The 14,704-nt window shown below is 45.2% G+C and carries 14 protein-coding genes; 6 read left to right on the forward strand and 8 right to left on the reverse strand.

What is annotated here, in order from left to right; translation table 11 throughout:
• Nucleotides 1-1,530 (forward strand): Ppx/GppA phosphatase family protein, encoded by a 1,530-nt coding sequence (locus tag BLS69_RS25595; protein WP_091037872.1) that lies wholly within the window; start codon nucleotides 1-3, stop codon nucleotides 1,528-1,530.
• Here BLS69_RS25595 and ppk1 read toward each other — a convergent pair.
• Nucleotides 1,490-3,571 carry a polyphosphate kinase 1 gene (gene ppk1 / locus BLS69_RS25600; protein WP_091037874.1) on the reverse strand — a complete coding sequence of 694 codons (2,082 nt, stop codon included), beginning with the start codon at nucleotides 3,569-3,571 and terminating at the stop codon, nucleotides 1,490-1,492. The genes BLS69_RS25595 and ppk1 overlap by 41 nt on opposite strands.
• A gap of 248 nt (nucleotides 3,572-3,819) precedes the next feature.
• Between ppk1 and BLS69_RS25605 the strand changes: the two genes are divergently transcribed.
• From BLS69_RS25605 to BLS69_RS25615, 3 genes are all read left to right on the forward strand, one after another.
• The gene (locus BLS69_RS25605; protein ID WP_017692425.1) at nucleotides 3,820-4,047 is read left to right on the forward strand and encodes a hypothetical protein; all 228 of its coding nucleotides are present in this window, start codon (nucleotides 3,820-3,822) and stop codon (nucleotides 4,045-4,047) included.
• Nucleotides 4,048-4,394: 347 nt separating this feature from the next.
• A complete protein-coding gene (locus BLS69_RS25610) occupies nucleotides 4,395-5,444 on the forward strand; it encodes a glycoside hydrolase family 53 protein (protein WP_091037877.1) in 1,050 nt (349 codons plus the stop codon).
• 648 nt (nucleotides 5,445-6,092) lie between these two features.
• Nucleotides 6,093-6,548 carry a hypothetical protein gene (locus tag BLS69_RS25615; protein ID WP_091037879.1) on the forward strand — a complete coding sequence of 152 codons (456 nt, stop codon included), beginning with the start codon at nucleotides 6,093-6,095 and terminating at the stop codon, nucleotides 6,546-6,548.
• Nucleotides 6,549-7,081: 533 nt separating this feature from the next.
• Here the strand turns inward: BLS69_RS25615 and rarD are convergent.
• From rarD to BLS69_RS25650, 6 genes are all read right to left on the reverse strand, one after another.
• Nucleotides 7,082-7,960 (reverse strand): EamA family transporter RarD, encoded by an 879-nt coding sequence (rarD, locus tag BLS69_RS25625; protein ID WP_091037882.1) that lies wholly within the window; start codon nucleotides 7,958-7,960, stop codon nucleotides 7,082-7,084.
• 132 nt (nucleotides 7,961-8,092) lie between these two features.
• Nucleotides 8,093-8,680 (reverse strand): hypothetical protein, encoded by a 588-nt coding sequence (locus tag BLS69_RS25630; protein WP_091037884.1) that lies wholly within the window; start codon nucleotides 8,678-8,680, stop codon nucleotides 8,093-8,095.
• A 166-nt stretch (nucleotides 8,681-8,846) separates the two neighbouring features.
• Complete coding sequence (locus BLS69_RS25635) at nucleotides 8,847-9,392, reverse strand: 2'-5' RNA ligase family protein (protein WP_091037886.1); 546 nt, start codon at nucleotides 9,390-9,392, stop codon at nucleotides 8,847-8,849.
• Nucleotides 9,393-9,529: 137 nt separating this feature from the next.
• On the reverse strand, nucleotides 9,530-9,925 hold the full coding sequence (locus BLS69_RS25640) for a hypothetical protein (protein ID WP_143023631.1): 396 nt from the start codon (nucleotides 9,923-9,925) through the stop codon (nucleotides 9,530-9,532).
• 254 nt (nucleotides 9,926-10,179) lie between these two features.
• Nucleotides 10,180-10,821: an NAD(P)-dependent oxidoreductase gene (locus BLS69_RS25645; protein ID WP_091037890.1), complete on the reverse strand. Its 642-nt coding sequence runs from the start codon at nucleotides 10,819-10,821 to the stop codon at nucleotides 10,180-10,182.
• A 224-nt stretch (nucleotides 10,822-11,045) separates the two neighbouring features.
• A complete protein-coding gene (locus BLS69_RS25650; RefSeq protein ID WP_062837974.1) occupies nucleotides 11,046-11,402 on the reverse strand; it encodes a HesB/IscA family protein in 357 nt (118 codons plus the stop codon).
• Nucleotides 11,403-12,033: 631 nt separating this feature from the next.
• Between BLS69_RS25650 and mqnE the strand changes: the two genes are divergently transcribed.
• Both mqnE and BLS69_RS25660 read left to right on the forward strand, forming a co-directional pair.
• Nucleotides 12,034-13,140, forward strand: a complete 1,107-nt coding sequence (mqnE, locus tag BLS69_RS25655) for an aminofutalosine synthase MqnE (protein ID WP_091037892.1) — start codon at nucleotides 12,034-12,036, stop codon at nucleotides 13,138-13,140.
• 234 nt (nucleotides 13,141-13,374) lie between these two features.
• Nucleotides 13,375-14,436: an NAD(P)/FAD-dependent oxidoreductase gene (locus BLS69_RS25660; protein ID WP_036673332.1), complete on the forward strand. Its 1,062-nt coding sequence runs from the start codon at nucleotides 13,375-13,377 to the stop codon at nucleotides 14,434-14,436.
• Here BLS69_RS25660 and BLS69_RS25665 read toward each other — a convergent pair.
• Nucleotides 14,433-14,687 carry a YuzB family protein gene (locus BLS69_RS25665; protein ID WP_036605750.1) on the reverse strand — a complete coding sequence of 85 codons (255 nt, stop codon included), beginning with the start codon at nucleotides 14,685-14,687 and terminating at the stop codon, nucleotides 14,433-14,435. The genes BLS69_RS25660 and BLS69_RS25665 overlap by 4 nt on opposite strands.
• Between the last annotated feature and the right edge of the window lie 17 nt (nucleotides 14,688-14,704).

Here is a 14,704-nt window from a genome sequence, read left to right on the forward strand (position 1 = left end):
ATGACACGTACTAATGAAACCTTAGGAATTATTGATATCGGCTCGAACTCCATTCGTCTAGTTATCTATGAACTGGATCAGGACGCAGCCTATCGCATCATTCATGAAGACAAATACGCCGCTCGTCTGAGCAGCGTTGTTGAGTCCGATGGAACCATTTTGCGCCATTCTCTGGATAAAGCCATTACCATCTTGCGTCAATTCAAAGCGACCTGTGAAGCGTATCAGACCAAGCTGATTCGCGCAGCAGCTACAGCAGCTATTCGTAATGCAAGCAATGTCCTGGAGATTATTGAATGGCTGGAGACAGAGACGGGGCTTACCATTGAATGTGTATCGGGAGATCGGGAAGCCTATTATGGGTTCCTTGGTGTTACTCAATCCATTGATCTGGCAGACGGTTATGTCGTGGATATTGGAGGCGGCAGCACAGAGATCACAGTCTTTCGGGATCGGAAGAGGTTACATAGCATCTCCCTCCCCATTGGTGCAGTGAATTCACATGCCCGTTACGGGGGCGAAGATCAGTGGACCGAGGAAAATGCACATGCATTATGCAACGAAGTCATTGAGGCTCTCCGTGGACAGGATTGGATTCGTGAGCATCCTGGTCTGCCACTCATCGGACTTGGGGGTACAATGCGTACACTCGCCAAAGTGGAACAGAAGCGTACCCAGTATTCTCTGCCTGTCACACATCATTATGAGATCAGTGAGGAAGCGATGGAGAACATTGCTCGCTCCTTGCCACATCTCACCTCAGCACAGCGCAAAAAGGTACCTGGGCTCGCCAAAGATCGCGCAGACATCATTGTGCCCGGCGTACTGATCCTTCGAACTGTATTCCAGTTAATACAGGGAGATCGTTATGTGGTTAGTGGTGCGGGTCTACGAGACGGATTATTACGAGATTACATGGCTGGAGGTCAGCCGGTCGTTCCGGACGCGCTGAAGGACAGTATCCGCAACTTTATCCACTTTGGTCCGCCTATTCCAGAGAAACGTCTGCAACGGATTCATCAGGATACGGTTACCCTGTATACTGCATTACAAGGTACCCCTCCTGATCAAGCAGATGCCCGAATCCTGTATGCATCCTCCATGCTGCACATGGCAGGTAAACAGATTAACTATTTCCGTTATACACAGCACTCGGCCTATTGGATCATGAATGCAAGTATCTATGGACTTTCTCATCGGGAGACCATTCTAAGTGCCAGTGCAGCTGATTATCATCCCAAAAAAAGAACGCCCCAGCTGCTGAATAAGCACCGGGACATTCTGAAAAACTCGGATGAGCGGCATGCTCATCGTATTGGCTCTCTGCTGCGCGTAGCGGAAGCCATCAATCGATCCGAAAGCATCGCTGCGATTGAAGCAACAAAAGAAAACGACTCGCTGCAGGTGCAATTCACCTGTACAGCTGAGCCGTTACTGGAACTTGATGGCCTGGAAGAGGCCGTCAAGGATCTGAAGGAAGCCTGGGGAGTTACGTTAACGCACTCCATTCAGCAGGCTTCCAAGGGATAATACCCATGGCCTCCGTCTGACTTCTCAGCGGGGGCTTTTCATTTTTTACAAATACATAATTGCCACCAGGCATAAGCTCTCTGGCTTTGACATTATCCATAAGGGACAGATTAAGAATATCAACCAGCATCTTCTTCAGCTCTGGATCAAATACGGGACACATCAGTTCAATTCTTCGATTCAGGTTACGTGTCATCCAGTCTGCACTGGAGATGAATACGTCCGGGTTGCCGCTATTCTCAAAATAAAACAACCGTGAATGCTCCAGAAAACGATCCACAATGCTAATGACCCGAATATTCTCACTCAGCCCCTCTACCCCCGGACGCAGGCAGCATACGCCTCGCACAATCAGGTCGATCTGCACGCCGGCTTGAGAAGCCTCGTACAACTCATCAATCATATCCTGATGGGATAAGGAGTTGATCTTGGCAATGATTCTGGAAGGTTTGCCTTTCAGCGCATGCTCCGTTTCTCGACGAATCAGGGCGAACAGTTCATCCTTCATACCATCCGGAGCTACGCGGAATGCCTGCAATGCCTTCGGACCGGAATATCCGGTAATCTCATTGAACAACTCGGATGCGTCTTCCCCAATAATCGGATTGGAGGTGAACAGCCCCACGTCCGTATACACTTTGGCTGTACTCTCATTATAGTTACCGGTTCCTACATGAACATAACGTCTCAGCCCCTGCTGTTCCCTGCGTACGACAAGAATGATTTTGGCATGGGTCTTCAGTCCAACCAGTCCATAAACCACGTGACAACCGGCCTTCTCCAGCTTACGAGCCCAAGCAATGTTACGCTCTTCATCAAATCGGGCTTTCAGTTCCACCACCACCGTGACCTGCTTACCACTCTCAGCCGCAAGTGCAAGTGCCGGAATAAGGCGTGAGTCGCCATTAACCCGATATAATGTCATCTTGATGGCCAGGACTCTTGGATCTTCGGAAGCCTCCAATATAAAATCAGTGACTGGTTCAAACGATTCATACGGATGATGCACCAGTACATCGCGTTTGCGCAGCAGCTCAAAATGACTTTCTCTTGGCAGAAACTCCGGTGGATAGACCGGCTTCACCGGACTGTATTTCAGATGTGAAAAACTTTCCAGACTGTCCACGAATCCCGCCAGAAAACTCAGATCAAGTGGTCCATCAATTTCATATACCGGGTCCTGAATATCAAATTCATCCTGCAATTCCAATAAGGCATCCGGACGAAAATCCTTACAGACTTCCAGTCGTACAGGAGCCCCGCGGCGTCTGCGTCGCAATTCTTTTTCAATGGCCTCAAGCAGATCTTCCGCTTCTTCTTCATTAATAAACAGATCCGCATTGCGGGTCACTCGGAATTCCTGTGCAGCAAGCGAGATATATCCGCTGAAGAGCGTATGGATATGATGTTTGATAAGATCTTCAATCAGTATGAATGTTTTCTTTTTGCTATTCGCCCGAATGGGAGCTTGAACTACTCGCGGCAGATTGGAAGGCACCTGAACAATAGCCATAAACGGCTCGCCCTCTTGCTCCCCTTCCTTCTGAAGCATCACGGACAGATAGACAGACTTGTTGTGTACCAGCGGGAACGGACGGCTCTGGTCAATCGCCATCGGTGTGAGTACCGGAAAAATAATTTCATGAAAGTATTGGTCCATTGCGCGCTGCTGTGTCACATTAAGATCTGTATATTCCTGAATGTTCACGCCTTTTTTGGCTAGTAGACGAATGAGTTCACGATACGTTTTATACTGTTCGGCGACCATGGTCCCGGTTCGTTTGATCAATCTGCGGTACAATCCCGAAGGCGTGTATCCTGTAAAATCTTTTTGCGTGAATCCGGCCTTGATCTTCTCTTTTGTCTCTGCCACCCTTACACTGACGAACTCGTCCAGATTACTAGCGACAATGCCGAGAAATCTCATGCGTTCCAGCAGAGGCGTTGTTGGATCCTGGGCCTCCTGAAGTACGCGCCGATTAAATTCAACCCAACTCAAATCACGATTAACGTAGTTGCCTGTTTTGACGTCTCTATGCATGTATGGCCTCCGAATGTGTTGCATATCTATTCTTGGTTAGAAGTTCTCATATAATTGTACTATTCGTAATCAACATCAAGCGTCAGCGCAGTGTAAACGCTACGTAAAATTTATGTAAATGATACCTCATGGCCGCAACTTTTTCCATCCCTTTACAAAGGTCAATAGACAGAGTAAAGTGAAGTACAGTGTGATTTGGTCCGGTTGCTTGTTCTCATTCCAAATATATTTGATTAAAGGAGTATATAATGAAATCCAACAAACCTAGAACGTTACAAAAAAATATAGAATTTTTCACGGCTGCACTATCCCAATGTATGGTAAGCGCATGGCAGGAAGACCCGGCTGGCGTCTATTGCGAGGTCGGTTGTGGCATTGTGGAGCGGATCAGTGAAGACAGTGTGCGCATCCGAAACAATGACGGAACAAAGAGCCATTATGCACGAGATATCACGATGTTCCAGACTGAAAAATAATTTTGCGTAAAAACGTAAAAAAGACTAGCTTTCCGAAACCAGGTGTTGTATACTCTTGCCACAAGGAAAGGAGGTGCGTCAACATTTCTAATCACATGTTGAACGTGTCCCTTACCCGATCCACTAGCTCAAATTAAAAGAGTCTGGTGGAGGCGCGGGATACGGATCAATGTTTCAAAAAGCGCCACGGGTAGAAAAGCCGTCTTCGGACGGCTTTTTGTTTTCTCATTTTCTGTAGAGAGGTTGAGAAAACACCCAAAATATTGGAAATGGACCCTTTAGTAGAGCAAACCAAGATGGCTATAATTAGGATGCAACTCAACCTAAATCCGAGGAGGCATCTTGTAATGTTCAAAAATGTAAGGGGTTTCAAGACATCCATCATGTTGGCTTTTGTTTTGTTATTCACCTCCATCATGTTGCCCGCAGGTCAGCATGCCAGCGCAGCACCAAGTTTCGCCAAAGGAGCTGACATCAGTTGGGTTCCCGGAATGGAAGCCCAAGGTTACAAATGGAAAGATAAAAACGGGGTACAGCGTGACATCATTGATATTTTGAAAAACGACTATCAAATCAACTCCGTTCGCATTCGGGTCTTTGTTAATCCTTCGAATGATTATGGGAACGGTTACATGAATAAGGATCGTGCGGCTACACTCGTACAACGTGCCAAGAATGCTGGCATGAGTGTAATGCTTACCCTGCACTACAGCGATTCCTGGGCAGACCCTGGTCAACAAACCAAACCTGCTGCCTGGAAAAACTATACGTTCCAACAGCTCATGGATGCGGTATGGAACCACACTCGTGAAGTTATGACAGCGATGCAAAGCAAAGGTGTTACCCCTGACTGGGTACAGATCGGTAATGAAACAAGCAACGGCATGTTATGGGAAGATGGTAAAGCATCCACCAACATGAAAAACTATGCGTGGCTGGTGAATACAGGCCATAACGCAGTGAAATCCCTGAGCAGCGGTACCAAAACCATTGTGCATCTGGCAGGTGGGGATGATAACGCCCTCTATGTATGGAATATTGGTGGTCTGATTAATAACGGAGCTAACTTTGACATGATCGCCATGTCCCTCTATCCTTCAGCTTCCGGCTGGAACACCGCTGTTACAAATACGGTAAACAACGCCAAGGATATGATCAACCGTTATGGTAAAGAGATCATCATCTCCGAAATTGGCATGGACAATAACCAGGCTGCAGCTGGAAAAAGTTTTGTTGCTGCGATGAAAAACCAAATTCGTAATCTGCCAAATGGCAAAGGTAAAGGTGTATTCTACTGGGAGCCTCAGGCTACACCAGGATACAACGGCGGCTACGGCAAAGGCGCATGGCAATCCAATATGATGCCAACGGCTGTCATGGAAGGATTTATTGACTAGAACACGGAGAGGTTAGAAGTTTGGATGGGAGCAGTGGTGGGCGTTCCGGTGGCGGATCGTTCTTATGATCGCTGTTATCCCCAGATTTTCATGAATTCCCCTGATAAGGGGAAAATCCGGGGATAAAGGCGACCGCTCCGCTTCTTCAGAATCGATTCCGCCCCCTCCACTACGTTGCTGCTCTAAGAAGCACTTCTAAAACCGTGGGTAGGCAAATGGATTAGGTAGCAAGGTAAAACAAGGGCTTGAGGCGCTGTTCCCGGTGGGATTAGCGCCTTTTGGCGATGAAGTGCGTTGAGGGGGCCGCGTGGTGGGCGTTCCGGGGTCGGATCGTTCTTATGATCGCTGTTATCCCCAGATTTTTATGAATTCCCCTGATAAGGGGAAAATCCCGGGATAGCCTATGCTTCCGATGTAACTTTCTTGCAGAAAGCTTTCAGGCGAACGCTCCGCTTCTTCAGAATCGATTCCGCCCCCTCCACTACGTTGCTGCTCCTTGAGACACTTCTAAAGCGTGTCGCGATCAATCGAGGAGGGGTGCACCACTCGGGCTGTAGACTGATGTTCTTTTGGCTTATATATGAATATAATAAGTTTATTGAGATATAACACATAGAATCAACTTTTTATTGGAGAGGAGGCATAAGGATGATTTTTTTAAAAGGGCTAGGTCAGTTAGCTGGGGAAGTTACCGGGAAAGTACTCGGCGGCAGCGTGAGGGTTGTTGGTGAAATCGCGGGAAGCCCCTTTATCAAAGAAGTCGGAAACGGCGTAGAGAAAGCTACGATTAATACAGGCAAAACCGTGGGACAACTGGCTAGCGGGACATATGATCTTGCCAGTGGTGCAATTCGAAAAGATGATACCGCCATAGACGCGGGGCTTGCCGATATTGGAGGTGCTGTAACCACTACTGCAAAAGGTGTAGCGATATCAGTCAAGTATGTATATAAGAGCGGTAAAGATGTTGTTGTGGGCATGCAAGAGGAAGATAAGGACAGAGTCAAGCTTGGTGCCAAGAATCTTTTAGCTGCTGCTGCGGTAACAACACTCGCTGTCGGTGTCATTGATGCAGTTGATGGGGCTGAAGGTGTGGATACGTAGGAATTTGGATTAGAACACCAATAACACAATAACTGAAGAAACACAGCCTAGTAGGGCAACAAAAATATGGAGACAACTAAATGAGATTTTTTCAAGTAAAATCCGTTGTCTCTTCTGAATAAAACACGAGTAGATGAACACCGTTATCACAACGGGCAGATATAAATGAAGATCGGGGCCATCCGTGCTCGGGAGCAATTTATTAATAAGCCCACCTATCGTCTCGTTGACGAGCATAACCCCGTATATAACACCAATTATCGCTGAAATAGAAAACTGAAATAATGTCTGAACTACATCATTCTTTGTAAAGAACAGAACACGTTTACGGTACAGGTCATTGACCATCATATATCTGTTGCCTCCTCATTTTCTTATTACTATTTTTGATTAGTACTCCTGTATTTTACCACAAGGTTGATCCAGCTTCCTTTCTGGTTTTGGTCGAGTTTCGTTCCCCTCAAACAAATAGTTGCCCTGTCCACCAAATCGGCAGACAGGGCAACTATGACGATACCAGAATACCTCTAAATTCAGCTTACCTTAGCTAGTCTCGTAGCACGCATTGATGCGGCAGCGTATACGATAAGCGCTGTCCAGATCAGCGCGAAACCAACGAGCAGAACTGGTGAGACCGTTTCCTTGAACACAAACACACTCAGGATCAGCATGATTGTCGGCCCAATATACTGTACAAAGCCGAGTGTGGACAACGACATTCGAGCAGCCGCCCGTGCAAAGAACAGCAGTGGGAATGCCGTCACCACACCGGAAAGCAGCAGTTCGAAGAACATCGGCGCAGGTAGCGTCCATGCCGTTGCTTTTCCTACAACGGCCAAGTAGATCCAGTAGCCAAGTGCGACGGGCAGAACTACAGCTGTCTCTGAAAATAAGCCCACAGAGGCATCTTGCTTGATCTTCTTCTTCGCAAGACCGTACAAGCCAAATGACACGGCCAGCGAGATCGCAACCCATGGGAAACGTCCGTAGTCGATAGCGATGATAAGCACCGCGACACCAGCGATGGCAATCGCGAGCCATTGTCCACGGTTTGGCTTTTCATGAAGGAAGACAACCGCCAGCAACACATTCAGCAAAGGGTTCAAATAATAGCCCAGACTTGTCTCAACGACATGACCATTGTTAACTGCCCAGATGAAGATAAGCCAATTAATAGCAATTAGCAGCCCACTCGCGGTAAGGGACAGCAGGGTCGAACGACTGGTCAGAATACGCTTCATGTCACCCCAACGACGTTGGACGGCAACGAAAATCCCCATAAAGACAAATGACCAGACTACCCGATGCGATAAAATCTCGCCTGCCGGTACATTTTCAAACAACTTCCAATACAGCGGGAGAACCCCCCACATGATATACGCAATGATCGCGTTGATTAACCCATTATTCATAGCTTTTTCCCCTCTTACTTACTCTAATGTCTCAACGGATTATACGCCTCGATCCTTGTTTAAGTAAAGGGGCCATAGGTCATGCTGGACTTTTCTTTGAGCAAAAACTTCGAGTTAGTATAAACTACTAGTTCATTCCCGATCTATAAATCTTGCTTCCCCACCAAATAGTTTATCTGCAACTAAATCTCCATCTTTACTAAAGGCTCTTATTGTCCACGTATCCTCAGAGTACTCATCTAATACAAACAGAACATAATTATCAGTAACCTCTTTCAAATGGTAGCCATCAAGATTTGCTTTGACATTCTCAAGAGATAATTCATAGTTTTCCAAGGGCATAACACTCTCCATGTGATTTCCAAGGGCAACATATTTGATATTTGATTCCCTAGCTGTTTTTACCGCGACTACAAAATAGTTTGAATCACCAATCCCAGCAGCTGTAAATGGTTTGCCCTCCTCAATCCAATAACCATCTGTACTTATACCATAACGATATAGAACCCTGAACTCCTTCTTTAATCCAGCAATCCCAAAAGTCTTATCTTGGTTGTCTTCAAACAACACTGCTTTCCCAAAATCATTAATTTCTTCAGATCGCACAATTTTGACATCACCTGGTATTACATTTATTTCTTTGAAACGTAATCCATCCAGTGACCCAAATAAAAAAATCCCCAGTATCAATAAGCTTACAATAAGTTTTATCTTTTTCATTAACTGTCCCCCTGGGCACAACGATAACGCAACTTCTCAGCGCAAATAGATTGAATTACGAGAAAGGAGATAACGAAAGCATTATATCAGAGAACCAACCATGGTTCACTCAAACTTGATCATCTACTCAACCCTCTACATCAACCTAATGCTCCTGTTATTTGAATCACTTCACTCTTTCAGTTCCCAATTGAATGTCTTCAAATGGTACGTATTTGTTTAGTTCAACTTCTTTATATACGCGTACATAATTGACATCAAAGGTTGGAAAAGGAGCCAATTCCTTAATTGTTAAGAGCTTCATTTCTTCAATGTCACTCTCGTTCAAACCCCAATAGGTTTGCCCCAAGGTTAAATGAGGATGATATTTATCCATTTCAAAGTAACGGTCTAAAAGTTCTTGTGATGGAGAAATCACTTTTACCAAATTTCGATGTAACTTGATGACATTGCTCGTTTCAACACTAAGAAATGTAACAACACTTCCGAACGATCCCGGTTCTGATAATGATAATTGAAAACTTGGCATTAAAGAGCATGTCTGTCTCACACTTTCTAACCAATGAAGATCAACGGTAAGACCACCCTGCGCTTTTACAGTGATATGAGGCTCGACTACATCATTAAGACGATTACTGGACCAACGATCACGAAATGCCACAATTTTTTCTTTATAATCGTCTGGAGGGGTAATTCCAATGAAGTATTTCATATTACCTTCACGTCCTTTAGCAAACTAAATAAGCTTAAAATCAAAAAGCAGCCGACCCTTTTGATCAACTGCCCGAATGGTGGTCATTTCATTAAAGTTTCAAGATAGCGTCATATTTGATCCTAATTTGGTAACTTTCACTTTCCTCCAACATGAAACACACCAATTACGGTTTCACCATCCTTGTCATACAGTGGAATATCCCATCCGTCTGGTGGTCTGCTGTTCTGTATCGCAATAGCTTCTTCAGGTGTTTTTGGTTGCTCGCCATCCATGTCTTTTTTCAGCAGATATCCTTCTGTACCATCCACACCAGTAGCCAGGATTAAATCAGGTTCCGTTTCTGGAGAAGTCGCATATATGGCAGAGCCATATGTTTGTCCATTCTTATTTTTCGGATAAAGAGAAGTGATGTGAATTTGATTCAGCGCATTTTTAACGTTTGTATATTGGGACAACCCTGAACCACTCGATACACTAATCATAAAAACCGCAAAGATCAATAATATAACTCCTTTAGAATACATCTTCACAACTGTTAACTCCCTTGTACATTTGAACTCGCAGAAATTCCAATGAAGAGAAGATGGTTTTCACATAATCACATTTCCTTCCCATCTTTAGAATAATATAACATAGATTCAAAGGAGTAGTTGGAAGTTGAGCGATAATCCTCTAAACTGTCTAACGTTATTGCAGATCATCCCTCTTCGATAACATAAAAAACGGACACCAATCTGTGGAGATCAGCGTCCGTTTGTATGTTCCATATTATAATTTAAAAGTGTTACTTCACTTCACCAACAACGGTAAAGCGCTCGTTTTTGTGTTGTGGATTCTCGATCTCATCAACCAAAGCAATCGCATAGTCTGCATAGCTGATGTAGCTGTTGCCTTCGCTATTCACAAGAATAACGTCGTTGCCTGCTTGATATTTGCCGGTGCGTACACCTTCTGGATTAAAGAAACCAGCCGGGCTCAGGAATGTCCATTGAATACCAGAGGATGCTTGCAGATCCTGCAAGTTTTGACCCTGGTTCGTTGCAGTTGCTTTGTATGCATCAGGGAATCCTGGGGATTCAAAGAGACGCAATGTCTTGGACTCGTCAGTGAACAGGCTTCCTGCTCCACCCACAACGATCAGACGAGTGTTTGGTGCATCTTTCAGGATGTTGATCAACGCTTGTCCTACTTCCACATGCAGGTTTTCTTTACCCGCTGGAGCACCAAATGCATTTACAACCACATCGAATGCTTTAAGATCTTCAGCTGTAAGATCGAATACATCTTTCTCCAGCGTATTCAAGCTTTTATCTTCCAATTTGGATGCATTACGAACGATTGCCGTTACTTTATGACCTCTGTCTGCGGCTTCTTTCAAAATTACACTTCCTGCTTTGCCTGTTGCACCAATGATTGCAATGTTCATCATGATCTCTCCTTTAAATTATCGATATTGTTTATGTTTGAACTTTATATTGTAACTATAGTTGTTACAACTAAGTTTGTCAACCATGCACAATCAGTACACGCAAAAAAGCCCCTGATATCATGCCCGTGCAAAACGGATACAATTCAGAGGCTATCTATTAAAGGGATTGCAAACTGCTTATTTCAAAACAGAATTGGGAAACCGCTGTACAACTCAGTTTCTTAACAATCCTTATCAGGCACACCCGCATCTTCCTTCGTACGGAAAGAAGATCCACAACCACAAGTGGCTACTGCGTTCGGATTATGGATGGTGAACCCACCCGTCATACCGGACTCTTCAAAATCAATTTCAAGTCCATTCAGATATTTCAGGTTTTCCTTCTCGACTACAACCTTCATGTTCTGAATATCCATATACAGGTCCTCATCGGACTCTTTATCGTCAAAGCCCATGGCGTACGAAAATCCGGTGCAACCGCCCGGTGCTACGCCAAGACGCAGGAACATACCAGGTGTCTCTTGCTGTGCAAGCATCTCTTTCAATCTGTCAGCAGCCGTTTCGCTGATGTTAATCATGCCAGGTCACTCTCCTTTTTCATATAAAATCATGTTCAAAAAGGGCGCTTTTCAGTACCAAGAAGATGGGATGAAGATAGAAATGGAGTAGCGGAGCGTAGGCAAAACTACGTGAGCAACGGACATTTCGGCTGAATCCCATATTCGACGCTGAGATGCCGCTAGGCATCCTTCGTAATCAAAAGCGTACTTTTGAACAACCTTTCATTAACTCTTCTTCAAATTATACTCCACCCCGTCAAGGGTCTCAAGTCATGTTTGCCTCTTTCCGCGTTCCCCCTGAACTCCTTTTTCTTCCCAGTGTATTGAACCCCCGCGATACGAGGTTTATAATGAATAGGTGGTCGCACTGAAATGTCGATATTTTGTCATGACTTATTCAGACGATGGTCATAATTGGAGTTGTAATTTTTTTCACATTTCGAGACTGCAACGCAGTCCCCAATGCATATATGAGTCAACAGACTCCATTTTTTGAAAAAATTTAGCTTTCATATGCAGCACACGCTGCACCGGGTAAATAAGAGTTAGTCCTTATAAGGAAGCGGCAGATGACCGCATCTTTGCTATGTAGTTCTGTATACAGATCCTACACACAACTCAAATCCGGTTAAGAACAGGAGGAAACAGTATGTCTACATTGGTAACACCGTTCACAGACAAAAGAATGGCTGAAATCGTTGAGAAAGTGCAGAACGGCGTAAGGCTGAGCGTAGAAGACGGCGTATATCTGTATGAAACAGATGATCTGCTGACTTTGGGCCAGTTGGCCAATGAGGCCAACTTGCGGAAAAATGGCAAGAAAGTATATTTCATCGAAAACATGAGTCTTTATTTTACGAACGTATGCGAAGCCCGCTGCGCTTTTTGTAATTTCCGTAAAGACCAGGGTGAAGAAGGCTCTTATACATTATCCGGTCAGGAAATGATCGATTATGTGGAACAGCATATTCATCCGGGCGTACGTGAGTTCCATATCGTAGGCGGACATAACAACCATGTTCCTTTTCAGTATTATGTCGATTCCCTGCGTGCTTTAAACGAGAAATATCCAGATGTTACACTGAAAGCTTACACGGCAGCCGAGATTGATTTCTTCACCCGGATTAGCGGACTCAGTATCAGGGAAGTTCTGCAAGAGCTGCAAAAAGCAGGTCTGAAAACATTGACTGGTGGCGGCGCTGAGATTCTCTCGGATGAATATCGCAAAAAAATGCGTGTAGACAAAGCCAACGTGGATCGTTATCTTGAGGTGCACCGTACAGCTCATGATCTCGGCATGCGTACACATACTACGATGTTGTATGGATCGATCGAATCCTATGAGGACCGCGTCAACCATATGGTGCAGATCCGTGAATTGCAAGATGAGACCAACGGATTCATGGTCTTTATCCCGCTTTCCATGCAGCCAAAAAGTAAAAACGCGAGCATTATGCGTCGTAACTCGGCTTATGAGGATCTCAAAACAATTGCGATCAGCCGTCTGATGCTGGATAACATCGATCATATCAAAGCATACTTCATTAACATCGGTCCACAGCTAGCTCAAGTTGCCCTTGGATTTGGTGCTTCAGATGCACACGGCACGATCGTTCGCGAACGGATTAGTCATGCGGCAGGTGCACTCACACCTGAAGGCCTTACACGTAAAGAGCTCATATGGCTCATTAAAGGTGCAGGACGTATTCCGGTAGAACGTGATACGTTCTACAATGAAATTCAAGTGTACGAATAGGACATAACTCCATCCACAACCAATATTGCACCAGCACCACTCCAGAACGAAGCTTTCATTATAGGGAGACGTTTGAATTCGAGTGGTGCAAACTGCTGAATAATATCTTCAATTTTCAACGTCTACTTTTTAATTATTCAAATCATAACAAAAGGAGCAGCTATGTTATTGCATAGCTGCTCCACAGTTTACAGCCCCATTTCAGTGGGACTGATGCAGAAAGGAAGCCGAGTCATGAAAAATTTCGTCATTCTTGGAGGCGGCTATGGCGGCCTCACAATCATCAAGGAACTTCTGGAGGGTAAAATTCCATCCGATACACAAATTATTTTGGTGGACCGTAGCCCCTTTCAGGGATTAAAGACAGAATATTACGCACTCGCAGCAGGAACCGTATCTGATTATGACCTGCGTATCCAATTTCCAGTGAGCGATAAAGTCACTTACCGTTATGGAGAAGTTACTTCGATTGACCTGGAACAGCGTCAGATTGAATTTGAAGGCCAAGACCCGCTCGTGTACGACAAGCTTGTCATCGGACTTGGTTGTACAGACCGTTTCCACAACACGCCTGGCGCCGAAGACTACAGCTGTACCATTCAGAGCTTTAGCAAAACACGCGAGACCTACCTGCGCCTTAATGAGGTCAAAGCCTATGGCAATGTGCATATCGTAGGCGGAGGATTAAGTGGTGTCGAGATGGCAGCTGAACTTCGTGAGAGCAGACCCGATCTAAACATCAGCATTTTGGATCGTGGTGAACGTGTATTATCCGCTTTCCCACAACGTCTGTCTGTGTATGTGCATGAATGGTTCAACGAACATCAGGTAGAGACACGCGGGCATATCGCCATTTCACGTGTTGAACCGAACGCCATCTATAACCGGGATGAACAGATCCTAACCGATGCTGTCGTGTGGACTGCAGGCATTCAGCCCGTAAAAGTGGTACAGGATCTGGACGTAACCAAAGACCCTCAAGGACGTGTCGTCCTGAATGAATACTACCAAATCCCGGAATATACCGATGTGTATGTCGTTGGTGACTGTGCCAGTGTCCCTTATGCACCTAGCGGTCAAGCTGCGGAAGTGCAGGGTGAGCAGATCGCCCATATTCAGCATGCCCTCTGGAAAGGCGAAAAGCCCAATCCACATCCACTCAAGCTTCGTGGCACACTCGGCGCACTCGGCAAGAAGTCTGGGTTTGGGCTGATGGGCAAAACGTCCATGATGGGACGTGTACCTCGTATTTTGAAAAGTGGTGTGCTCTGGATGTCCAAGCGCCATCTCGGTTAGTCGAGATCGAGCTCGTCCCAGACATCGGCTTCGGCAATTTTGGCCAAAATGGCGTTATATAGATCTTCCACTTTGTCCGTGATGACAACTTCGCCATTCACCAGTGCAAATGGAGTCATAGAACATTGGCCGCAGTTGGTTAGGCAGCCGTATTCAATCACGTCATAGTCTGGATTTTCTTCCAGTTGATCCATGACTTCATCTGTGCCAAAATGCATATTATTGGCACAAAATTCAATAATCGGTCTCATTTAAGTTCACCTGCTTT

The sequence above is a fragment of the Paenibacillus sp. CF095 genome (assembly GCF_900101225.1).
Classification (GTDB): Bacteria; Bacillota; Bacilli; order Paenibacillales; family Paenibacillaceae; genus Paenibacillus.